The 19409-nt window shown below is 67.8% G+C and carries 22 protein-coding genes and 1 pseudogene; 9 read left to right on the plus strand and 14 right to left on the minus strand.

Annotated elements, in window-relative coordinates; genetic code table 11:
• The first annotated feature begins 21 nt into the window (after positions 1–21).
• A complete protein-coding gene (locus ACXC9Q_RS05185; RefSeq protein ID WP_457055310.1) occupies positions 22–618 on the plus strand; it encodes a PRC-barrel domain-containing protein in 597 nt (198 codons plus the stop codon).
• Here ACXC9Q_RS05185 and ACXC9Q_RS05190 read toward each other — a convergent pair.
• Entirely contained in the window at positions 595–1029 is a 435-nt protein-coding gene (locus ACXC9Q_RS05190; RefSeq protein ID WP_457055311.1) for a nitroreductase family deazaflavin-dependent oxidoreductase, read from the minus strand. The two genes, ACXC9Q_RS05185 and ACXC9Q_RS05190, sit on opposite strands and share 24 nt — an antisense overlap.
• Positions 1030–1167: 138 nt before the next feature.
• Between ACXC9Q_RS05190 and ACXC9Q_RS05195 the strand changes: the two genes are divergently transcribed.
• From ACXC9Q_RS05195 to ACXC9Q_RS05210, 4 genes are all read left to right on the plus strand, one after another.
• On the plus strand, positions 1168–2118 hold the full coding sequence (locus tag ACXC9Q_RS05195; protein ID WP_457055312.1) for a metal ABC transporter solute-binding protein, Zn/Mn family: 951 nt from the start codon (positions 1168–1170) through the stop codon (positions 2116–2118).
• Between the two features lie 134 nt (positions 2119–2252).
• Positions 2253–3011 (plus strand): metal ABC transporter ATP-binding protein, encoded by a 759-nt coding sequence (locus ACXC9Q_RS05200; protein ID WP_457055313.1) that lies wholly within the window; start codon positions 2253–2255, stop codon positions 3009–3011.
• 35 nt (positions 3012–3046) lie between these two features.
• A complete protein-coding gene (locus ACXC9Q_RS05205) occupies positions 3047–3859 on the plus strand; it encodes a metal ABC transporter permease (protein WP_457055314.1) in 813 nt (270 codons plus the stop codon).
• Positions 3856–4683 (plus strand): metal ABC transporter permease, encoded by an 828-nt coding sequence (locus ACXC9Q_RS05210; protein ID WP_457055315.1) that lies wholly within the window; start codon positions 3856–3858, stop codon positions 4681–4683. The genes ACXC9Q_RS05205 and ACXC9Q_RS05210 overlap by 4 nt, the downstream gene beginning before the upstream one ends.
• Here the strand turns inward: ACXC9Q_RS05210 and ACXC9Q_RS05215 are convergent.
• From ACXC9Q_RS05215 to ACXC9Q_RS05225, 3 genes are read right to left on the minus strand one after another with little or no spacing between them, the layout of a single operon-like run.
• Positions 4620–5834, minus strand: a complete 1215-nt coding sequence (locus tag ACXC9Q_RS05215; protein WP_457055316.1) for a VOC family protein — start codon at positions 5832–5834, stop codon at positions 4620–4622. The genes ACXC9Q_RS05210 and ACXC9Q_RS05215 overlap by 64 nt on opposite strands.
• Positions 5831–6427: a GNAT family N-acetyltransferase gene (locus ACXC9Q_RS05220; protein ID WP_457055317.1), complete on the minus strand. Its 597-nt coding sequence runs from the start codon at positions 6425–6427 to the stop codon at positions 5831–5833. Before ACXC9Q_RS05220 ends, ACXC9Q_RS05215 begins: the two co-directional genes overlap by 4 nt.
• Before the next feature lie 51 nt (positions 6428–6478).
• Positions 6479–7042, minus strand: coding sequence for an HdeD family acid-resistance protein (locus tag ACXC9Q_RS05225; RefSeq protein ID WP_457055318.1), 564 nt, complete (start codon positions 7040–7042; stop codon positions 6479–6481).
• Between the two features lie 160 nt (positions 7043–7202).
• Between ACXC9Q_RS05225 and ACXC9Q_RS05230 the strand changes: the two genes are divergently transcribed.
• Entirely contained in the window at positions 7203–7583 is a 381-nt protein-coding gene (locus tag ACXC9Q_RS05230) for a PLDc N-terminal domain-containing protein (protein ID WP_457055319.1), read from the plus strand.
• Between the two features lie 152 nt (positions 7584–7735).
• Here ACXC9Q_RS05230 and ACXC9Q_RS05235 read toward each other — a convergent pair whose 3' ends face one another.
• A complete protein-coding gene (locus ACXC9Q_RS05235; protein ID WP_457055320.1) occupies positions 7736–9151 on the minus strand; it encodes a DUF2252 domain-containing protein in 1416 nt (471 codons plus the stop codon).
• Between the two features lie 335 nt (positions 9152–9486).
• On the opposite strand from ACXC9Q_RS05235, the gene ACXC9Q_RS05240 reads away from it, so the two are divergent.
• Positions 9487–9933 carry a potassium channel family protein gene (locus ACXC9Q_RS05240; protein ID WP_457055321.1) on the plus strand — a complete coding sequence of 149 codons (447 nt, stop codon included), beginning with the start codon at positions 9487–9489 and terminating at the stop codon, positions 9931–9933.
• Here ACXC9Q_RS05240 and ACXC9Q_RS05245 read toward each other — a convergent pair.
• From ACXC9Q_RS05245 to ACXC9Q_RS05265, 5 genes are all read right to left on the minus strand, one after another.
• The gene (locus tag ACXC9Q_RS05245) at positions 9914–11494 is read right to left on the minus strand and encodes an MFS transporter (protein ID WP_457055322.1); all 1581 of its coding nucleotides are present in this window, start codon (positions 11492–11494) and stop codon (positions 9914–9916) included. The two genes, ACXC9Q_RS05240 and ACXC9Q_RS05245, sit on opposite strands and share 20 nt — an antisense overlap.
• 9 nt (positions 11495–11503) lie before the next feature.
• Positions 11504–11821 (minus strand): SHOCT domain-containing protein, encoded by a 318-nt coding sequence (locus ACXC9Q_RS05250; RefSeq protein WP_457055323.1) that lies wholly within the window; start codon positions 11819–11821, stop codon positions 11504–11506.
• A 10-nt stretch (positions 11822–11831) separates the two neighbouring features.
• Positions 11832–12278, minus strand: a complete 447-nt coding sequence (locus ACXC9Q_RS05255; RefSeq protein ID WP_457055324.1) for a DUF6325 family protein — start codon at positions 12276–12278, stop codon at positions 11832–11834.
• 101 nt (positions 12279–12379) lie between these two features.
• Positions 12380–12631, minus strand: a complete 252-nt coding sequence (locus ACXC9Q_RS05260; protein WP_457055325.1) for a hypothetical protein — start codon at positions 12629–12631, stop codon at positions 12380–12382.
• Complete coding sequence (locus tag ACXC9Q_RS05265; RefSeq protein ID WP_457055326.1) at positions 12618–12884, minus strand: hypothetical protein; 267 nt, start codon at positions 12882–12884, stop codon at positions 12618–12620. The genes ACXC9Q_RS05260 and ACXC9Q_RS05265 overlap by 14 nt, the downstream gene beginning before the upstream one ends.
• 442 nt (positions 12885–13326) lie before the next feature.
• On the opposite strand from ACXC9Q_RS05265, the gene ACXC9Q_RS05270 reads away from it, so the two are divergent.
• The gene (locus ACXC9Q_RS05270; RefSeq protein ID WP_457055327.1) at positions 13327–15759 is read left to right on the plus strand and encodes a LuxR C-terminal-related transcriptional regulator; all 2433 of its coding nucleotides are present in this window, start codon (positions 13327–13329) and stop codon (positions 15757–15759) included.
• A 13-nt stretch (positions 15760–15772) separates the two neighbouring features.
• Here ACXC9Q_RS05270 and ACXC9Q_RS05275 read toward each other — a convergent pair whose 3' ends face one another.
• Positions 15773–16210 (minus strand): DUF7144 family membrane protein, encoded by a 438-nt coding sequence (locus tag ACXC9Q_RS05275; RefSeq protein WP_457055328.1) that lies wholly within the window; start codon positions 16208–16210, stop codon positions 15773–15775.
• A 2-nt stretch (positions 16211–16212) separates the two neighbouring features.
• Complete coding sequence (locus ACXC9Q_RS05280; protein ID WP_457055329.1) at positions 16213–16704, minus strand: RDD family protein; 492 nt, start codon at positions 16702–16704, stop codon at positions 16213–16215.
• A gap of 474 nt (positions 16705–17178) precedes the next feature.
• On the opposite strand from ACXC9Q_RS05280, the pseudogene ACXC9Q_RS05285 reads away from it, so the two are divergent.
• Positions 17179–17316 (plus strand): annotated as a pseudogene (locus ACXC9Q_RS05285) (pentapeptide repeat-containing protein); the annotation flags it as partial.
• Positions 17317–17454: 138 nt separating this feature from the next.
• Here the strand turns inward: ACXC9Q_RS05285 and ACXC9Q_RS05290 are convergent.
• Together ACXC9Q_RS05290 and ACXC9Q_RS05295 are read right to left on the minus strand one after the other, a co-directional pair.
• Positions 17455–18243, minus strand: coding sequence for a YhjD/YihY/BrkB family envelope integrity protein (locus tag ACXC9Q_RS05290; RefSeq protein WP_457055330.1), 789 nt, complete (start codon positions 18241–18243; stop codon positions 17455–17457).
• Positions 18244–18320: 77 nt separating this feature from the next.
• A complete protein-coding gene (locus ACXC9Q_RS05295) occupies positions 18321–19409 on the minus strand; it encodes a hypothetical protein (RefSeq protein ID WP_457055331.1) in 1089 nt (362 codons plus the stop codon).

The following is a 19409-nucleotide window of genomic DNA, read 5'->3' on the forward strand; positions in this document are numbered from 1 at the left end:
CCGTACCTGAGGAGCAGGGTCATGAAGCAGAAGCAGATCAATCCGCCACTTCAGATCGCCGGTGAGCTGATATCGATCGCCGGCCTCCGCGGCTGCTCCGTCTACGACCGCACGGGCCTTCGAGTCGGCCGGCTCGTCGATCTGCTCGTCAGCCCCGATACGACCGACCCCCGGCCGCCGATCCAAGGAGCTTTGGTCCGCGCCAAAGGCCGACTGTTCTACCTCCCCGAAGCCGCCATCGCCGGCGTCCGCGACCGGACCCTGTACCTGTGCACCGTCGGTCTTACTCTCCGGCCCTTGGCCGCCGGCATGGTCCCGATCAGTCATCACGTCCGGCACTGTCAGGTGCGTGCCTCCGACGTGATCGTTGCCTGCAGCCCCGACGGCCTCCGCCTGGTCGGCGTCGACCCCAGCCTCCGCACCCTCCTCCGCCGGCTCGCCCCCACCCCACTGCGTCGCAGAGTCATCGGCCACCGAATCCAGCCCTGGCCCTCGCCCGCTCCCCGGCTCACCCCAGCGCCCACACCAACTCGGCCCGCACGCCAACCGGCGCCCCCGCCGTACAGGCCCTACATCAGACCCCGCCGCCAGCCTTCAGTCATCAGACACGGGACGTAGCTCGACGACGGCGATCGGACGGGTGGTTCTGGTCTGGTACTGCGTGTAGCGGTCGGCGTTGACGGAGTTCACGATCGTCCAGCGGCGGGCGTAGTCGGGATCGTCCGGCAGCGTCGAGCGTGCGGTGACCGGGATCCGGCGGCGGCCGATCTGGATCTCGCAGCGCGGGTGGGCTGTCAGGTTCGCCAGCCAGGCCGGGGGTTTGGATGATCCGCCTTTGGACGCGACGACCAGGTAGTCGTCGCCGTCGCGGGCGTAGGTGAGCCCGTTGGTGCGGACCTCGCCAGTCCGGCGGCCGGTCGTGCGGAGCAGCAGCGTGGGGTTGCCGAAAAGCAGGTGATGACCGAGAAATCCGTCGGTGTGCTCGTAGATCCATTGGTGGGTGCGCAGGACCTGGTGGAAGAAGCTCATCAAAGTCCCTTCACCGTTCCATCAGCTGACTCCCACCTTACGGCGAGGGCGGCCCGGCGTTGCACCGCGCGGTCGGAGGCGTATGGTTATGACAGTCATTTTCATCTACGCTAGCACCGGCCGGTCGAGGAGATCGTTGTGAAGAACGTTGTGCCATCCCGTTCGGTCGTACGTCGGCTGTCGGGGCTCGCCTTGGCCGTCACTACTGTGGTGGCGGCTGCGGCGTGTTCGACCGCGGCGCCTGAGGTTGCCGATTCGTCCACGAGTGGCAGGACGATTCAGGTTGTGGCGGCGGAGAACTTCTGGGGCAGCATCGCGTCCCAGCTCGGCGGCGACCACGCCAAGGTCACGAACATCATCAGCAATCCGGACGCGGATCCGCACGACTACGAGCCGACCGCCGCCGACGCCCGGACCGTGGCCGGCGCGCGGTACACCATCGTCAACGGCATCGGGTACGACGCCTGGGCGGACAAGTTGCTGTCCGCCAATCCCACCGACGGCCGCACCGACCTGACGATCGGCGACCTCGTCGGCGTCCAGCCGGGCGGGAACCCGCATCGCTGGTACTCCCCCGACGACGTCCACAAGGTGATCGAGAAGATCACCTCCGACTACAAGTCGCTGGACCCGGCCGACGCCGCCGACTTCGACGCGCTGAAGACGGAATACGAGACCAAGACCCTTGCTCGGTACAACCAATTGATCTCCGGCATCAAGGCGAAGTATGCGGGCACGGCGATCGGTGCCTCCGAGTCCATCGTCAGCCCACTGGCCGCCAGACTGGGGCTGAAGATGCTGACTCCGGACTCTTTCCTGAGCGCGATCAGCGAGGGCACCGACCCGACCGCGCGGGACAAGTCGCTCATCGATCAGCAGATCGCCGGCAAGCAGATCAAGATCTACGTTTACAACAGCCAGAACAGCACGCCGGACGTGCAGACGCAGGTGAAGGCGGCCGAGGCCAAGGGCATCCCCGTCGCGAGAGTCACCGAGACCCCGACTCCGGCCGGTGTGTCCTTCCAGGACTGGCAGGTGCGGCAACTCGAGGGCATCGAACAAGCCCTCGCCAAGGCCGCAGCCAAATGACCGCCGAACCATTTCCACCGGTGCAACACGACACGCCACAGTCGTCGCAGCCACGGTTGCCAGCGGCAACACCGACGTGGTCGTTGTCTGCGGCAACACATCCGGCCGCCGCGATCTCGTTGCGGGGTGCAGCGGTGCGAGTTGGCGGCCGGACCTTGTGGTCGGGGGTCGACCTGGACGTCGGTGTGGGTGAGTTCGTCGCTGTGCTGGGTCCCAACGGCGTCGGCAAGTCCACCCTGGTCAAGGTGCTGCTCGGCATCATGCCGCCGGCTGCGGGCGACGTACGTGTGCTCGGCGAGCGACCTGGGCGGGCCGGCGACCGGATCGGCTACCTCCCGCAGCGGCGCAGCTTCGACGCCTCCCTGCGGATCCGTGGCATCGACGTAGTCGGACTCGGCTGGGACGGCGACCGCTGGGGCGTCCCACTGCCAGGCCGCCGGCGCAAGGCCGCCCGGGTTGCCAAGGTTATCGACCTGGTCGGCGCCTCCGCCTATGCGCACCGGCCGATCGGGCAATGCTCAGGCGGCGAACAACAGCGCTTGCTCATCGCCCAGGCGCTCGTACGCCGCCCCGACCTGATGCTCCTCGACGAGCCCCTGGACAGCCTCGACCTCCCGAACCAGGCAGCGATGGCCGCCCTGGTCGGAAGGATCTGCCGGGAGGAGGGCGTGACGGTGATGATGGTTGCCCACGACATCAACCCGATCCTGTCCCGCCTGGACCGCGTCGTCTACCTGGCCGAGGGCGGCGCCATCGCGGGACGGCCCGAGCAGATCATCACGTCCGAGATCCTGTCGCGGCTCTACCGCACAGCGATCGAGGTACTGCGAACCTCCGACGGCAGACTCGTGGTCGTCGGGCAACCCGACGCCCCCGCCCCGCACGCCCGATGATGCCGGTCGGTGGGCAGGCGTGGTCGTGGAACCCGATGACTGACCTGCAGCAGATGTGGACGTTCCCGTTCATGGTCAACGCCTTCCGGGCGGGCACGATCGTCGCGGTCGCCGCCGCGGTGGTGGGGTGGTTCATGGTCTTGCGCCGGCAGAGCTTCGCCGGTCACACGCTGGCCGTGGTCGGGTTTCCCGGTGCGGCCGGCGCGACGCTGGTCGGCGTCAGTGCGTCGTATGGCTATTTCGCCTTCTGTGTGTCGGCGGCCTTGGTCATCGGAATGATCCCGCGGGACGCCGATGGCCACGAGTCCGCGCTGACGGGCACGATCCAGGCCTTCCTGCTTGCTTGCGGTTTCCTGTTCGCGGCGCTGTACAAGGGACTGCTGGGCGGCGTGACCGCGTTGCTCTTTGGCAGCTTCTTGGGGATCACGGCGACTCAGGTCTGGATGCTGCTCGCGGTGGCCATCGCCGTACTTGCTCTGCTGGCCGCGATCGGGCGTCCGCTGCTCTTCGCATCGATCGACCCGGATGTCGCGGCCGGGCGTGGTGTTCCGGTGCGGTTGCTCGGCTTGGTGTTCCTGATCCTCCTCGGGGCGGCGGTGGCCGGCGCCAGTCAGATCACGGGGAGTCTGCTGGTGTTCGCGCTGCTGGTGATGCCGGCCGCAACGGCCCAGGCGCTCACCGCGAGCCCACGGCTCGGGCTGGCCCTTTCAGTACTCATCGCCCTCGTGGTCACCTGGGCCGGCCTGATCGTCGCCTACTACTCGCCGTACCCCATCGGCTTCTACGTGGCCACCTTCGCCTTTGCCGGCTACGTGCTCGCGTTGACCGGTCGACGGGCTCTGGCATGACGGCGTTCTTTCAGCATGCCTTGCTCGCCGGTACGGCGATCGCCGCCGCGGCCGGCCTGGTCGGGTACTTCCTGGTCCTGCGTGCCCAGGTCTTCACCGGCGATGCGCTGAGCCATGTCGCCTTCACCGGCGCGCTCGCCGCCCTGGCGGTCGGTGTCGATCCACGGTTCGGGCTCTTCGCCGCCACGATCGGCGCTGCGCTGCTGCTCGGCGTACTCGGCGGTCGCGGTCGGCCCGATGACGTCGCCATCGGCAGCGTGTTCAGCTGGATCCTCGGCCTTGGCGTCTTCTTCCTCACGGTCTACACCACCTCACGCAGCGCGGCGAACGGCGGCGCCGGAGTCAACGTGCTGTTCGGGTCGATCTTCGGGCTGTCGGCCTCGCAGGCCGTGACCGCGGCGGCGATCGCGGCCGCCATCTGCGCAATCGTCGTGGCCATCGCCCGGCCGTTGCTGTTCGCATCGATCGATGAGGCGGTGGCGGCTGCTCGCGGCGTACCCGTTCGACTCCTGGGCCTCGGTTTTCTGGCCCTGGCCGGCGCCTGTGCGGCCGTCGCGACGCAGGCTGTGGGCTCGTTGTTGATGCTGGGGCTGCTGGCCGCTCCCGCCGGTGCCGCGCAGCGCCTCATCGATCGTCCCTACCGGGCTCTCGCCCTGTCGGCAGGGCTGGCGGTCGCCGAGATGTGGGCCGGGCTCGCCCTCAGCTACGCGGTGCCGAACGTGCCTCCGAGCTTCGGCATCCTGGCCGCCGCGACGGTCATCTACGCCGGGGCGACGATATCCACCTCGTTGCCTTCCGGGTCAGCAAGTGTGCAGCGACCCTGAGCCGGTTCGGCCAGGATCCGTCCCCCGGCGGCGACGGCCGCGTCGATCCGGGCCTGGGCCTGGTCGTCCGGTACGACGAGGTCGAAGTGGATCCGATTGCGCTGCCGGCGCCGTTCCTCGTCCGCTGCGTCCATCTGCTGGAAGATGATCACCGGGTTGAGCCGGCGCGGATCGTAGATGTCGGACACGTTCGGCCGTGGGTCGTGCTGGTAGCCGAGCAGGGTCGTCCAGAAGTCCCGCACCGCGGGAACATCGACGGCGTCGATGCCGAATTGGACGAAGCGCAGGCGCGACGGGTCCGCGGCGAGTGCCAAGTCGTGCGCCGCGGCCTGGACCCGACCGGCGAGCGCCGCGAAGCGAGGCACGTCGTCCTCCCACAGATCCTTGCCGCTGTCGATCGTGACGCCGTCCGGCCGGAGGTCCACCAGCAGCGGCACGCCAGCGTCATCAGCCAGACCGGCCACCGCCGTGGCGAGCGCGGCTGCCTGCATGGGCGAGGACGTCGGATAGAAGGTCATCGCGCCGAAGACCACCTGCCAGTCGGCGGTCTCCGGCCCCTCCGCGAGTTCGCCGCCCGGGACCAGGTCGACCTCGTTCCCTTCGGTGTCGGCGAGCGTGAGCTGCCACGCGCCGTATGCCTGTGTGCCGAGGGCCGTCTTGACCGCGTCCACCGCTTCGGGCGATCGGCTGACATCGAAGTGGATCCGATTGCGCAGCGGTCGTGGTCGGTCGAGGCGGTGGAACGAGATCGGCGGGTCCCGTCGCAGCGCGTCCGCCAGGCCGTTGTCATCGGCCGGCTCGTAGGCCAGCGCCGTACGCCAGAACGACATCACCGAGGACCTGTCCACGGCGTCGATCGCGAACCCTATGGTCTGCAGCGTGGCTGGATCCGCAGCCAACCCCAGGTCCTGAGCCGCCGCCGAGACGGAGCGGGCGAGCTCCACGTCGAGATCGGAGGAAGCACCGATCTGGACCCGAACCCCGCCGGCGCGCAGATCCAGGTCCGCCCGGCCGGCCGCCAGGTCGGCGATGCGGCCGACGAGCGCCGCACCGGCGGTCTGCGACGGCGCGTCGAACCAGGTGCTCGCGCCGCTGCCGAGGACCCGCCAGTCCTCGACGCCGCCAGCTTGCTGGAACTCGGTCGCCTTCATGCCGGTGCCACCGTCGTACTCATCACGCAGTGATTCTTGCCCTTGGGCCGGGAGTAGGCGAACCCGGCCTGCTCGAACAGGCTCCTGGTGCCGTTGTAGAGGAACGAGGCGGTGATCTGCTTGCCGGCGGTGTCCTGCGGATACGCTTCGACGACCCCGCCGCCCGCCTGCGCGATCAGCTCCAGGGCGCCGCGCAGGGCGACCGCGGACACGCCCTGGCGCCGATACCGCCGGTCGATGAAGAAGCAGGTCAGCCGGTAGTCGGGCGGCTCGTCGAGCCCGGCCTCGTACTCCTTGCGGTGGTTGATGTTCGGGAGCTCCTGCGGTGCGCCGTACTCACACCAGCCGACCGCGACGTCGCCGTCGAACACCAGCGCGGCGTGTGCCCGCCCGTCCGCCACCAACCGCTCCTTCAGTGTGCGGTTGTCCGCCGCCTCGAACGTCTTCTCATCGTGCAGCGTCTGGAAGAACGTGCACCAGCATCCGCCCCACACTCCGTTGTGCCGCTCCGCGAGATCCGCGAAGGCGGCCCAGGTCTCCGGGGTGAGCGGTCGGACGGTGAGCTCACCCGGCACCACCTTGGTCTTGGCCATGCGCTCAGGTTAGGACGTTATCCGGACGATCTCCGTCCGCAAACGACGTCATCACGCCGGTGCCGGGTTGGCGGGCGCCGGCCAGGAGTGTTCGCGGCGCAGCATGAAGCCGGTCACGACGAAGACCACGCCCCAGCACACCGCGATCAGACCCAGCCAGACCGCGATCCCGACGACGCCACCCCCGGGGTTCACGACGAAGAACACGCCCAGCAGGATCGACAGGGCGGCGCCCAGGAGGAGCAGCCACCGCGGTGTGAGCCGGTAACTGCTGAAGGCGGTGAAGACTTCGACCACCCCGCGAATGATGAGCCAGAGACCGAAGATCCAGGTCAGGGTCTTGGCCGTCACATCCGGGCTGAAGATCGCGAAGAACGCCACGATCAGCGCGATGACCCCCAGCACTCCACGTCCCAGCCGGCTCCCCTGCGTGCTGGACCGGAACGCCTGCACCAGCAGGCTGATGCCTTCGAGCAACGCCCAGAAGCCCCACAGCACCATCAGGGCGATCGCGGTCTCGATCGGCCAGACGATCGCCAGGATCCCGATCACGATCCCGATCGCCCCGCGGGCGACCATCATCTTCCAGCTCGACGTGAACAGCTCCTGATCCATGTCCAGACCTCCCCGGCCTCCGCGCAGCACAGGTCGCGCGATCAGGCCCATGATTCTCCGGATCGGAGCCCGGAAGATCATCCAGGAAAGGTGAGGACGGTCCGGTCATCGGACGCAACGGTTGAGGCACGTGTTCGCGCTCCGAGAAAGGACGCTCGCAATGAGTTTCTGGGACGTTGTGTGGTTCATCATCATCAGCTTCGTCTTCGTCGCCTACCTGATGATGCTGTTCTCGATCATCACGGACCTGTTCCGCGACTCCGAGACCTCAGGAGTGGTCAAAGCAATCTGGCTGATCTGTCTTCTCTTCTTCCCGCTGATCACCGCGCTGGTCTATGTCATCGTCCGCGGCAAGGGCATGTCGGAGCGGATGGTCACCAGCCGGGTGGCTGCTCAGCGGCAGCAGGAGGACTACATCAAGCAGGTTGCGGGATCGACCAGTCCGGCCGACCAGATCGCCCAGGCCAGCACGCTGCTCGACGGCGGCAAGATCTCGCAGGCGGAGTTCGACACCCTGAAGGCGAAGGCGCTGGCGGTCTGACCCGTTATCCACAGCGGAGGAGGACCGGCCGTGAGCGACCCGACGAGGTACGGCGACTGCGCGAACGGGTGGCTCAACTCGAAGCCGAACTGGCCGCCGGACAGCACCCGGCGACCGGCGACGCCCGGCCCAGCGCGCCGGCGTGACCACGCTTACAGTCCGCTCTCGGCCTCCAGGCGGCCGGTCTTGATGGCGTCCAGGAACGCCTGGTAATCGCGTTCGTTCTGGTCGGCGTACGCCTCGGCGTACTCGACCATCGCCTCGGGGAAGGCATCGTCGCTGTTGAGGTAGGTCGCCAGCGCGATCCGGTCGCCGGATCGCGCGTGAGCCCGGGCCAGCGTCCAGCCGCACAGCTGGCCGTACATCGTCATGCCGCGCGGGTCCATCCGCTCCACTGCGGCCGAGCCCTTCATGTCCCGCAGTTGCCGGAGGTAGAAGTCGCGGGGCTGTCCATCGATACCTTCGACTCGCTGCCAGCCGAGGAAGATGTCACCGGCGGCCTGCATCAGACGTTGACCCACCACCACGCGCTCCCCCTCGTTGCGAGGCCGGGACCGCTGCCTGAGCGTGGCGGGCACCTTCGCCTTGAGCACTGACGGCCCGGCCTCCTTGACCTGCAGGAAGAGCGGATCGCCGTCGTCCCGTCCGCGCAGCAGCACGATCCAGCACCGCGTGCCGACGCTGCCCACCCCGACGACCTTGCGGGCCATGTCGACGAACTCGAACTGGTCGAACAGTGCCCGCCGCTCGGCCGGCAGCGACCTGCGGTAGAGGTTCAGCAGGCCCTTGATCCCGGTCTCGAGCTCTGCCCGGCCGGCGTCGGGCAGCAGATCGGCGATCGGCACGACCAACGGCGGATCGGCCTTGATCCGGACCCCGTCGTCGGTGATGTCGGTGAGCTTGGCGAACGCCTTGAGACTTCCGCTGCCGCGTGCCTTCAGCAGGGTCTGGTCGACACGCCTGCCTCGGCTCGAGGTCAGCTTGTTGCGCAGCGTCTCCTCGACCTCATCGATGTCGGCCTGCGCATACCAGACGTCGAGCGCTCGCATCGTCGCGAACTCGGCACTGGCGTCGCGATAGCGCCGTACCGTCTCCAGGACGCTCTTACGGCGCTCCTTCCGCGAGAACCCGTTGTCCCGGCCCGCGACCGACAGGCTGGCGGCGAGACGTTTCACGTCCCACTCCCACGGACCGGCGATGGTCTCGTCGAAGTCGTTGATGTCGAAGAGCAGTCGCCGTTCGGGCGATCCGAAGACACCGAAGTTCGACAGGTGCGCGTCACCGCACAGCTGCACCCCGAGGCCGGACACCGGCGCCACGCCGAGGTCGGTGGCCATCCCGAGGGCGTTGCCCCGGAAGAAGGCGAACGGCGACACCATCATCCTGCCGTGGCGCACCGGCACAAGTTCGGGAACGCGGGACCGAGCCTGCTCCTCGAACAACGCCACAGGATCCGGACGGTCCGCGGGCAGTACCAACTCCGCCTGCTCCCGCGGCGGCAGCGCTGCCCGCGCTGCGAGTCCCAGGCGGGCATGGTCGGCCGGTGCGAGGCGACGGGCAGCGGACACCGATGCACCGTTGGCGCGAACTGATCTCGTGGTGCGGACGGACTTTCTCGGTGGGGCTGAGGCTGTCTGTGTCGTCACCATCGTGTTCCGTGCACTCATGCTGCCCTGCCCCCTCCGGTCGTGGCCGAATCGCGTGATCCGGCTCCGATCCGCGAGAGTTCCACCCAACACCTGGGGTATCCCGGCCAGCATCACCCACGCCGGATGAACCGGCCGGCGGGGGTTCGGGCTTCACTGGGACTGTGAGAAGTACGCCGGACAACTACGTCCAGCTCCCCAAGCGGACGCGCCGCCGCCTCGCCATGAGATCGCTGCTGCAGTCTTTGCTGGTGTCCGTGGTCATCGTCGCCGGCTACTTTCTCCTGCCCATGAGCCACCTCAACGGCTCCTTGACGGCAATCCTCGTCGGCGGGCTCGCCGTCGTGGCCATCCTGCTGGTGTGGCAGATCCGCCAGATCGCCAGCTCGCCCTATCCTCGCCTGCGGGCGCTCGGCGCGCTGGCGACGTCGGTGCCCTTGTTCCTCGTGGTCTTCGCGACGACATACTTCCTGCTGGGACGTTCCCAGCCGTCGAACTTCTCCGAGTCGTTGAACCGGCTCGATGCGCTGTACTTCACCGTGACCGTCTTCGCGACAGTCGGCTTCGGCGACATCGTGGGCGTGTCATCAGCGGCCCGCACGATCGTCACAGTGCAGATGATCGGTGACCTCGTGATCGTCGGTCTGGTTGCTCGTACGCTCCTCGGTGCCGTCCAGCACAACCTCAGTCAACGGGGGGAATGAGCGCCGGATCCTTCTGGCGGGCCATCCGGAAGGAGTTCACCAGGCCGGCGAGAGCCGCGAGGAGCGGAATGCACAGCGCCGCTTGCAGGGCGATGGGGCGCGCGTCCGTGTTGATCCGGATGATCTCCGCCTGGACATCCGGTGGCTGCTTGACGAGCACCTTCTCGAGCTCGGTGTTGCTCATCACTTCGGCGTCTTCGTCCAGCGCTTGGGCGACCTGCTCCTGCTGGCCCGGTTCGAGGACACTGCTCGACTCCGCCATGTTGGTGAAGGTGAAGGACAGCGTCGCGAGCATGATGGCACCGGCGAACGCCAGACCGAAGGACAGTCCGAACGAGCCCGCCGCCGAGTTGACGCCGGCCGCCTCGCTGACACGTTCCTGGGAGATCGGCGACAGCGTGTAGTTGTTGAGCTGGGACACGAGTAGGCCCAGCCCCAGTCCCGCGAGGATCAGCGGCGGGATGAGCGGCCAGCCGGAGTCGGCCCGGGGCACGATCGGGATCAGCACCACCAGGCCCGCGGCGAGGAGCAGGAATCCCCACCTGACGATGCTGCTCGGGCGTCGCCCGCCCGCCTTCTTCTCCGCGAGGATCGCCATCCCGAACATGCTGAGCGAGAGCGGCGCCAGGGTGAGGCCGGCCTCCATCGCGTTGTACTCGAGAACCATCTGGAGATAGATCGGCAGCGCGATCATGGTGCCGCCCAGGGCGATCTGCTGGAGCATCTGCTGGGAGATGCCCAGCTTGAAGACGGCGGAGCTGAAAAGAGCCGGGTCGATCAGCGTCGGCTCGCCCCGGCGCTTGCGCCGCACCAGCCAATAGCCGAACGCCACGAGCCCGACGACGCCGATGGCCAGGATCAGACCAACGAGTTCGCCGCCTTCCTGCCACACCAGGATGCCCAGCACGATGCCACCCATCCCCAGCACCGACAGGATGGCACCGACCACGTCGACCCGCCGGGACCCGGTGTACGGCACGTCCCGGATGAGGCCTTGGCCGACGAGCACGACGGCGATGACCGCGTCCTCGAGCAGGAACGCTACCCGCCAGGACAGGTAGGTGGTGATGAACCCTCCGAGCAGCGGTCCGACCGCGGCAGCCAGCGCCGCCGCGGCACCGACCAGGGCATAGGCCTTAACCTGAGCCGCGCCTTCGAAGTTGCCATGGATCAGTGACTGCATCGCGGGCAGCAGCAGGGATGCCCCGATACCACCCACCAAGGCCCAGAAGATGATGACCGCCGTCAGGCTCTGAGACAGCGCCATCGCCAAGGCGCCGATCGCGTAGCCGCACAGTCCCAGCAGGTACGCGCGCTTGCGCCCGATCAGGTCACCGACCTTGCTCCCGATCAGGATGAAGGCCGCGGACACCAGCGCCTCGAGCGCGATCGCCGACTGGACACCGCTCACCGTCGTGTCGAGATCGTGGACCACCGACGAGATCGAGACGTTCATGATCGAGGTGTCCACGACGAGCACGAACATCGCCATCGCGAGCAGGATGGCAAGCCGTGGGTTGGCCTTCGTCCCAGCCGGAACGCCACTCACTTCCTCGGTCATGACGGGGAATCAGCCGGCGAGAATCTTGGCCTTTTGCGCCTCGAACTCCGCATCCGTGAGAACACCCGACTGCTTCAGCTCGCCCAGGGTCTTGAGCTGGTCCAAGCGGTCGGCAGTGGTGTCCGATGGTGGCGCAGCGGCCTGCGCCGGTGCAGCGTCCTCCGGCGGCGCGGTGTCCTCCGCGTACGCCTGGTCGCGTTGCGCTGCCGTGTCGGCGTCGCGCTGGGCGAACTTTTCGTCTTGATGCCGCCGGACCCGACCGGCGACAACCGTCGCGGTACCCGCGACGGCCGCGGTCCTCGCTATTCCTCGCAACAGTCCTGGCATGTCAGGCTCCTCAACTCGTCGGTTCCAGGCTTTCGAGGGCCTCGAGTGCTTCCATCACGTCCTCGGCCGGAATGCGGCCGCCGGCGATCATCTGGCCGCCGGACTCCATGGCAGCGGCGACGAACGGGATCGCCCAGGTGTTCTCGTACACGATCAGTGCCGCCAGGGTGCCGGGCTCCATCGCGGCGGCCGCTTCGGCGAGGTCGTCGTCGGCCAGGATTCCCGACCGGGCGCCGCTGAGGTCCGCGAAGCCGCCGGCCTGACCGGACGCTTCGGCGAGGTCCACCGCGTAGGCGGTTCCGTCGGCCTGCTTGCCGACGATCATGACGTCGTACACATGAACGATGCCGCGATCGACGAGGTTCACGAGTTCCTCGGCCGCTCGACCGGTCAATTTGTTGCCGGTGAACTCGAGGAGTACGTAGTCGATGGGTCCATGAACTTCTACGTCTGGCATGACTCTCCATCCCTCCACCAGGGTCGTGGCGACCCCGCGCCCTGTTCGCCGCCACACTGCCGTGGCCTGGGGGCGGTAGTCATCACCCGCGCGGGATGAAGTCAGGCGGACAGTCTCGCGGGCGACGGTGTGTCCGACTGCGTGACCTGGCGGATGCCGAGGATCGTGAGGCCCGCGGCCTGCAACATCGCGGCGAGATCGGCGATGCCCTGATCGTCGTGGACCTGCAACCGGAAGACTCCGGACGTCTCGTGTTCGGCCTGCGGGCCGGCGCAGAACGCGAGTACGGCCGGCTTCAGTTCCCCCCGGACGGTCACCTGGTACGACGCGCCGCGGCTATCACGTGTTTTCATCGTCTCCGCCCCCCTGATCGATGTCGATCGGTTCCGTCGACCGTGAGGCAGGGTCCAGGATCCGGCGAACCTCGACGACCTCGATGCCCAGGGCACGGAGTCTTGCCAGCAGACCGTAGAGCGCGGACTGGTCGGGGATGCCGTAGACAACGGTGTTCACCTGGTCGACCGCCAGCGTCACGGCGCCCATGTCTCGAAGGTCCTGTTCCGGTACGGCCCCCGCCACGCGGATTTCGTACGTCGCGTCGACCATCGAACCCACTCCGTTCCCAACGTGTGCGTTCGACGCTCGCAAACGGTGGGGTGTCGCGGCTTCATCCCTGCGGGGTGAACTGCCCGCGGGGCGCGTTGCGGGCGTTTCTCGCATTCTCATTTTAAGACTCGTCGCGTCTCGGAATGTCCGGCAATCGGACGGCAAGCGCTGGTCTTACAGGCGATTCCGTGATTTCTTCGGAGTGTGCGACTCGCGACGCACCGCCCTCCCCAGCGTTCCGTGATGCCGCATATCGCTAGGAGGGGAAATGCCGAGCGATCAGCACGCAAGGGCGGGGAACCGAAGCAGTACTTCACCGGATGCACCATTCGAAGGTCAGAGTAGGTCGACGGCCAGGACCTGGGTGATTCCACCAGGAACCGTGCCGCGGCCTCGTCTTGTCGATCGCCTGAGCGTCGGGATCCATCGGCCACTCACACTGGTGAGTGCGCCCGCGGGATTCGGAAAGACGATGCTGCTGGATGCGTGGGCAGCGGGCTATCCAGGTCCGGCCGAGGTCCGGCGCATCGCCTTGAGCAGCAGCGACCAATCCGCGGCCATCGTCGAGGCCGTCCGGGACGATCCGCACGGCCGCGATCACGACGTACTGGTGCTCCTGGTCGACTGCGGCGACCTGACGATGACGCCGGAGTTCGGGAAGACCCTCCATCGCCTCATCCGCGACAACGCCGGACGTGTCCGGGTCGTTCTGGTGACGCGGACCGACCCGCCGCTCCCCCTGCACCTCTACCGGTTGGCGGGCACCGTCGCCGAGATCCGTGCCGACGAGCTGGCGTTCACCACGGGCGAGGCCGCGGCGCTGATGCGCGGGCACAAGCTCGAACTGACCGCCGAGGACGTCACCGAACTCCAGGCCCGGACCGACGGCTGGCCGGCCGGCCTGATGTTCGCGGCCATGAACCTTGCCGGGAAGCCCGACGCGCAGCGGGTCATCCGCGAGTTCCGCGGAGACGCCGGGAACGTGGCGGCGTACCTGATGACCGAGGTCCTCGACGCGCAGCCCCCGGAGCTGCGCGAGTTCCTGCTCCGGACCAGCGTCGTCGACGAGGTCCGGCCGGGCCTGGCCGAAGCGCTGACCGGGCACGCCTGTGACCTTCGGTCATTGGAGTTCCTATCCCACGGCAACTCGTTCATCCAGCCGGTTCCGGAGACAGCGGACCGCTACAGCTACCAGCCGCTGTTCCGAGAGTTCCTTCGCGCGCAGCTGCTGTACGAGCGGCCTACCGACGTCCCTGCGCTGCACCGCGCCGCCGCTGCCTGGTTCGCCCAGAACGATCAGCCGCTGGAGGCGATCCATCACGCCATCGTGACCGGTGATTGGCGTCACGCAGCCCGATACCTGGTAGAGGATCTCGACGTCGCCGGTCTCCTCGTCGGGCGCCGCCGTCGACAGCTGACAACGCTGTTCGCCGGCTATCCCGACGATGTGGACAGTCCCGAGGCCGCAATCGTCCGAGCCGCCCGGGCACTGGCGGCGTTCGATGTCGATCGCTGTACGTCGGAACTCGGCAAGGCGACGAACTGGCTGGATCAGCGGATGTCCGCTCGAGGACACGCGGCCGAGCTGGCCATCGGTGTTCTGCACGCGGTCTGCGCAAGCCTGAGCGAGACGCCCGAGGCTGCGCTCGATGCCGTCCTGACCGCGGAGGCCGAGCTCAGAGCGGCATCGCGGGAATCAGCCATCGCCCATCCGGAACCGAGGCTACTGGTCGCCGCCTGCAAAGGCCGGGTGCTGCTGCAGCGCGGAGACTTCCCGGCGGCCCTGACCGCCTTCACCGAAGGGATCGCGATCGCGGAAGAAGCCGCTGCCCACGAGACCGTGTCCGATCTCCTCGGCATGGTGGCGCTGGTGGAAGCTGTCTGGGGACATCTGCGGCGCGCCGGGGAGGTCGTCGCGCACGCGGCCACGCTTTCGGAGTCCGGATCGGCGCTGCCGCAGTCCGCGATCGTGGCCGAGGCCTGGGTGCATGCGGACCGGGGCAATCTGTCCAGCGCCGAAGAGATGGTGCAGCGTGCCGCGGAGGCCGGCCCCAGTCAGGACGCACGAGTTCTCGCTGCCGTACTCGCTCTGGTTCGGGCCCGGCTGCTGCGGGCCGGCGGCGACATCGATCTCGCCGCTGCCGAGTTGCGGGCCGCGAGCAACCGGTACGGCGCACAGGGCGGCTGGCTGGACCAGGCAATGGTCGTCGACGAGGCCAAGATGCTGCTTGCACGACACCAGCCACAGGAGGCCATCACGGTGATCGAGCAGTCCCCGGGTCGCGACCAGGTCGGATCGCTCCTGGTGCTGCAGCGCGCAGCCGCCGAGGCCGGCGAGCGCCCGCTTGGTCCGCCACCTCCGGTCACGGATCGCGCCGTCCCACTCGAAACCCAGGTGGACGGCTGGCTGGTCCAAGCCGCAGAGTCGATCCGGACCGGAGACACCGGCCGCAGCGGGCTTTGTCTGGAACGCGCGCTCAGACTCGCAGCTCCCGAACAGCTCCGCCGTCCGTTCGCGGAGGCGCCACCGTCGGTGCGCAGGCTGCTGCAGCCGAGCGGTGAGCTGATGAGACATCACCCGTGGCTCCGTGCGCCGAGTCTTCCAGAAGGTCGCGACCGCGCCGCCAGCCACTGGGGAGTGCCCCGGACCGAGTTGGTCGTCACCGCCTCGCTGACCAGCAAGGAGCACGAGGTGCTGGAGTACCTCGCCGAGCTGCTGACCACGGAAGAGATCGCCAGCACCATGTACGTCTCCGTCAACACGGTTCGCAGCCACGTACGCAGCATTCTTCGCAAGCTGAGTGCGTCTCGCCGGAACGAGGCGGTACGGCGGGCGTGGGAGCTGGGACTGCTGCCCGCACGTCCGGAGGCCTGATCCACCGGCCTCGCTACCGAAGGCCGCCGACGCCGCCCTCGGGCCGCACCTCACGACCGTGGAAGGTCAGGGCCCAGATCACCAGGATGTCCAACGCGATCATGATCGTCGACCAGCCCGGAGCCGCGGCGAGGAATCCCGCGTTCACCACAACGCTCAGGACGGCCACGATCACGCCGACGACCCGGGCCCACACCTGACCGAGGAGGACACAGAATCCGGCCACGAGGACGATCGTGCCGACGATCAGGTGCGTCCAGGCCCAGGCGGTGTAGTCGACGTGGATGGCGAGACCGTTCTCCCGGACCGCGTAGAACGCGTCGTTGAACAGGGCAACGAAGCCCTGGAAGCCGTGGAAGAAGCCGAGAATGATCATCATGACCCCGGCGAAGACGATCGGGCCGATCCAGACCCCTGTCGGAGTCGCGGCCCGCTGGCCGGTGTCCGCCACGGTCATCTCCTCCACGGTTGTCCGGGTAGCCAGTCGTAGATGACCGACGTCCGCAGGACGAGGTCCTGCACAGAGCGGTGCAGGCGGCCGCCGGCGCACAACAGCAGTCCGAGCGGGAACACGACATAGAAGACGGCCCGTCCCAGCGCGACGAGCGGCCGCAGCGGCCTCCCGCGATGGTCGACCACCCGCAACGCCATCACCTGACAGCCGTAGGTTCGTCCGGTGATCGACCAGGCGGCCGTGAGGTAGACGACGAGGATGAGTAGCCCGGTCGTGATACCCGGCAGCGGCGAGGCTTCACTGAACTGGAAGCCGCGGGGATCGATCAGGAACCTCAGCCCGTTGACGCCCACATAGCCGGCCACCAGCACCACCGCCGCCACGAGCGTGTCGATGACAGCGGCGATCGACCGGGTGACGAGGCCCGCTCGTCGTCCCTGGTACGGCTCGGCCTCATGCGGGACGATCGACACGTACTCGTCCGTTCTCATGGTTGCGTTGGCGTCATCTCGGGGTCTTTGCGGCCGCGCCGCAGCCTCAGCCGGGCCACCACGCGGCCGACAGCCTGATCACCGGAGATGCTCTGCATGCGGACGCCGCGGACGGTCTCGGAGGCAACGGATCCGGAGGACTGCCGGATGATCTCGGCGAGATCGACCTCCGCGATCACCCCGGCCACATCGATCCGCTTCAGCACCTCCGCTGCCACCGCGGGAACCATCCAGTCCACCACGGCCAGCAGCTGACGCTCCAGCTCCACACGTTCCCGGCCACCGCGCTGAGCCAGTCCCTCCAGCCAGGTGGCTGGCTGGTACCGCTCGGCCACTATCGGCGGCCGCAGGATCACGACGGCGACCGGGTTGACAGTTCCCCCGACCCGGCGTCGGACCGGGCTGAGAGCGCCCCCGACCCGGCGCCCTACCGTCTGCGCGACTGCCGCGGCCAGCAGGGAGGCCCCGACGGCCGTGTCGAGCACGCGGATCGCCTGCGGTCCCAGCGGCGGCGCGTCACTCAGGGGCGCTTCACTGGGCGGCACGTCACCCAGCAGCGCTTCGCTCGGTGGCACGTCACTCAACGGCGCTTCACTCGGTGGAACGTCACTCGTGGGCGCGTCACTCGGTGGAACGTCACCCAACGGCGCGTCACTCAGTGGAACGTCACCCAACGGCGCGTCAGACGAGTTCCCCGGCTGCTCTGATGTACCCACGCGACCATGCTCCGTCCCGCCGCCTGGCGCCACCTCATCCATGGTGGGGGAGAACGCCCGGCCCGGGGTGAGCCTCGATTCCGAGCCAGGTACGCACGCGGCGCGCGAACCAGCCCTGGCTGCGGTCGAACTCCGCCCCGACCACGGTCGCCATGACGAGGATGAGCGAAACAGCCAGCAACCAGCCGACCAGAGCCAGCGTGACCCCGAAGAGGCCGTACCGCTCGCTGTTGGTCTCCATCATCCGCGGCATGTAGATCGTGGTCGCACTGCTGTAGGCAGCGCCGCAGAGGCCCGCCACCACTCCGGTCGGCACGAGTCGTCGCCAGTGGACGCGGCCGTCGAGCAGCAGCCACGGGATGCAGATCCACAGCACCAGTCCGGTCACGATCGAGGCCGTAACGCTCAGCAACCAGTTCATCGGGATCGCCCGCACTGCCGAGCGGGCCAGATACAGCAAGGCGATCTGCAGCAGCAGGGCGCCCAGGCCGACGAACGTCGTGAGCGACCCACGAACGCCCGAAACACTGTCGAGCCGCCAGGCATCCTGGTACATCCGCTGCACCCGCCGGGCGAGCGACACTCCCGAGAAGACCAGGATCACCACGCTCAGCACACCGATGTTCGATCCACCCGGAGGCCGGGTGAACACCTCCCGAACGGCCGCGGCGGCGTTGCCGCTGAGCTCGAACTTCCTGATGAGTCCCTGCGCGACGACGTCGCGACGGTTCGCCGGCGCGAGCGTCGAGACCAGTAGCAGCAACGGAACGAGCGCCGTCAGCGCCTGCGAGGCGATGACCATCGCCCGGTCGATGCCGCGCATGGCCACGAACGACTCGACACACCGGCCCAGGAACGTCTGCTCCAGCCGCCGAGTGACCGCCTCCAGTCGCTTACCCGTCAGCGCTCGGCTCCCGTCCGATCAGTAGCGGCGGCGCGGTAGTCGGCGATCGGGCGGTACCGGTCGTACAGGGTGGTGAGAATGCTGAACAGGAAGATGAAGAAGAGGGCGTCGACCAGGTGCAGCTGGCCCGGTCCCCGGGACAGCAACACGTCGGCCAGCACCACCAGTACGACGTTCGTCGCGAAGACGACCCCGAACGAGACCGCCGCGGAGTCCCACGAGTAGCCGCGTTTCGCCGCCCACAGGCCGATCGCGGCGTTGATCACCACGAAGACCGCGATCCCGAGGAACAGTTCGAGGTTGCTCGACTCGACGCCGGGCAGCACCTCGCCGTAGATGATGCTGATCAGGCCGATCAGGAAGGTCTTCTCCAGTGTTGTGCTGTCGAAAACCTTGCGGTGCGCAGCCTGGTACGCGGCCCGCTCGTGGGCCTCGTCGATTCCTTCGGGCAGCGGATCGGCGCGGAACCGCCAGGCCCAGTCTGCCGGGCTGAGCCGCGGCCGGACGAAGAAGTACAGGACCGCGAGCAGCGCGAGCACGGCAACGATCAGCGCCGGCAGGAACCAGGGCACGTCCCGGATCGTGTCGGTCAGGTCCAGCTGGGCGATGTGGATCCAGTACTCCTGCGGCAGCTTGACGAAGATCCAGATCGCGGCGGCGACGATCACCCAGAACTTGAAGCTGTACCGCAACGGGTTCCGCCGGGTCCGTACCCCTTCGTAGGCGATGAAGAAGTACTCGAAGGTGTTCGGGAACAACAACAGCAGCGCCCGCGCGCCGGTGAGCTCGAACGCGACCACACCGATCTGGCGGAAGAAGAACAGGAAGCGGCTGATCTTCACCGCTCCCGGGTTGGTCCAGTTCCGCAGGCTCGCCAGGTAGGCGATGGACAGGTAGAAGACGTCCATCGCCTTGTCGTAGCTCTGGTAGAACGGCGGGTCGAAACCGAACCACTGGAAGATCGACTGGTCGACGCCGTCGAGCAGCAGGCAGGCGATGATCGCCGGCAGCGGGAACTTCGGGATGAACAGCGGCAGCGCGAAGCGCGCCAGGACAACGGTCCAGAACACGAACTCGACACTCAT

The organism is Kribbella sp. CWNU-51, assembly GCF_054073265.1.

Excerpts from the sequence above, each read along its gene's own strand:
- ACXC9Q_RS05185 (WP_457055310.1), top strand. The coding sequence starts at position 22 with ATGAAGCAGAAGCAGATCAATCCGCCACTTCAGATCGCCGGTGAGCTG.
- ACXC9Q_RS05190 (WP_457055311.1), bottom strand. The coding sequence starts at position 1,029 with ATGAGCTTCTTCCACCAGGTCCTGCGCACCCACCAATGGATCTACGAG.
- ACXC9Q_RS05205 (WP_457055314.1), top strand. The coding sequence starts at position 3,047 with ATGACTGACCTGCAGCAGATGTGGACGTTCCCGTTCATGGTCAACGCC.
- ACXC9Q_RS05210 (WP_457055315.1), top strand. The coding sequence starts at position 3,856 with ATGACGGCGTTCTTTCAGCATGCCTTGCTCGCCGGTACGGCGATCGCC.
- ACXC9Q_RS05215 (WP_457055316.1), bottom strand. The coding sequence starts at position 5,834 with ATGAAGGCGACCGAGTTCCAGCAAGCTGGCGGCGTCGAGGACTGGCGG.
- ACXC9Q_RS05220 (WP_457055317.1), bottom strand. The coding sequence starts at position 6,427 with ATGGCCAAGACCAAGGTGGTGCCGGGTGAGCTCACCGTCCGACCGCTC.
- ACXC9Q_RS05225 (WP_457055318.1), bottom strand. The coding sequence starts at position 7,042 with ATGGATCAGGAGCTGTTCACGTCGAGCTGGAAGATGATGGTCGCCCGC.
- ACXC9Q_RS05230 (WP_457055319.1), top strand. The coding sequence starts at position 7,203 with ATGAGTTTCTGGGACGTTGTGTGGTTCATCATCATCAGCTTCGTCTTC.
- ACXC9Q_RS05245 (WP_457055322.1), bottom strand. The coding sequence starts at position 11,494 with ATGACCGAGGAAGTGAGTGGCGTTCCGGCTGGGACGAAGGCCAACCCA.
- ACXC9Q_RS05250 (WP_457055323.1), bottom strand. The coding sequence starts at position 11,821 with ATGCCAGGACTGTTGCGAGGAATAGCGAGGACCGCGGCCGTCGCGGGT.
- ACXC9Q_RS05255 (WP_457055324.1), bottom strand. The coding sequence starts at position 12,278 with ATGCCAGACGTAGAAGTTCATGGACCCATCGACTACGTACTCCTCGAG.
- ACXC9Q_RS05260 (WP_457055325.1), bottom strand. The coding sequence starts at position 12,631 with ATGAAAACACGTGATAGCCGCGGCGCGTCGTACCAGGTGACCGTCCGG.
- ACXC9Q_RS05265 (WP_457055326.1), bottom strand. The coding sequence starts at position 12,884 with ATGGTCGACGCGACGTACGAAATCCGCGTGGCGGGGGCCGTACCGGAA.
- ACXC9Q_RS05280 (WP_457055329.1), bottom strand. The coding sequence starts at position 16,704 with ATGAGAACGGACGAGTACGTGTCGATCGTCCCGCATGAGGCCGAGCCG.
- ACXC9Q_RS05290 (WP_457055330.1), bottom strand. The coding sequence starts at position 18,243 with ATGCGCGGCATCGACCGGGCGATGGTCATCGCCTCGCAGGCGCTGACG.
- ACXC9Q_RS05295 (WP_457055331.1), bottom strand. The coding sequence starts at position 19,409 with ATGAGTGTCGAGTTCGTGTTCTGGACCGTTGTCCTGGCGCGCTTCGCG.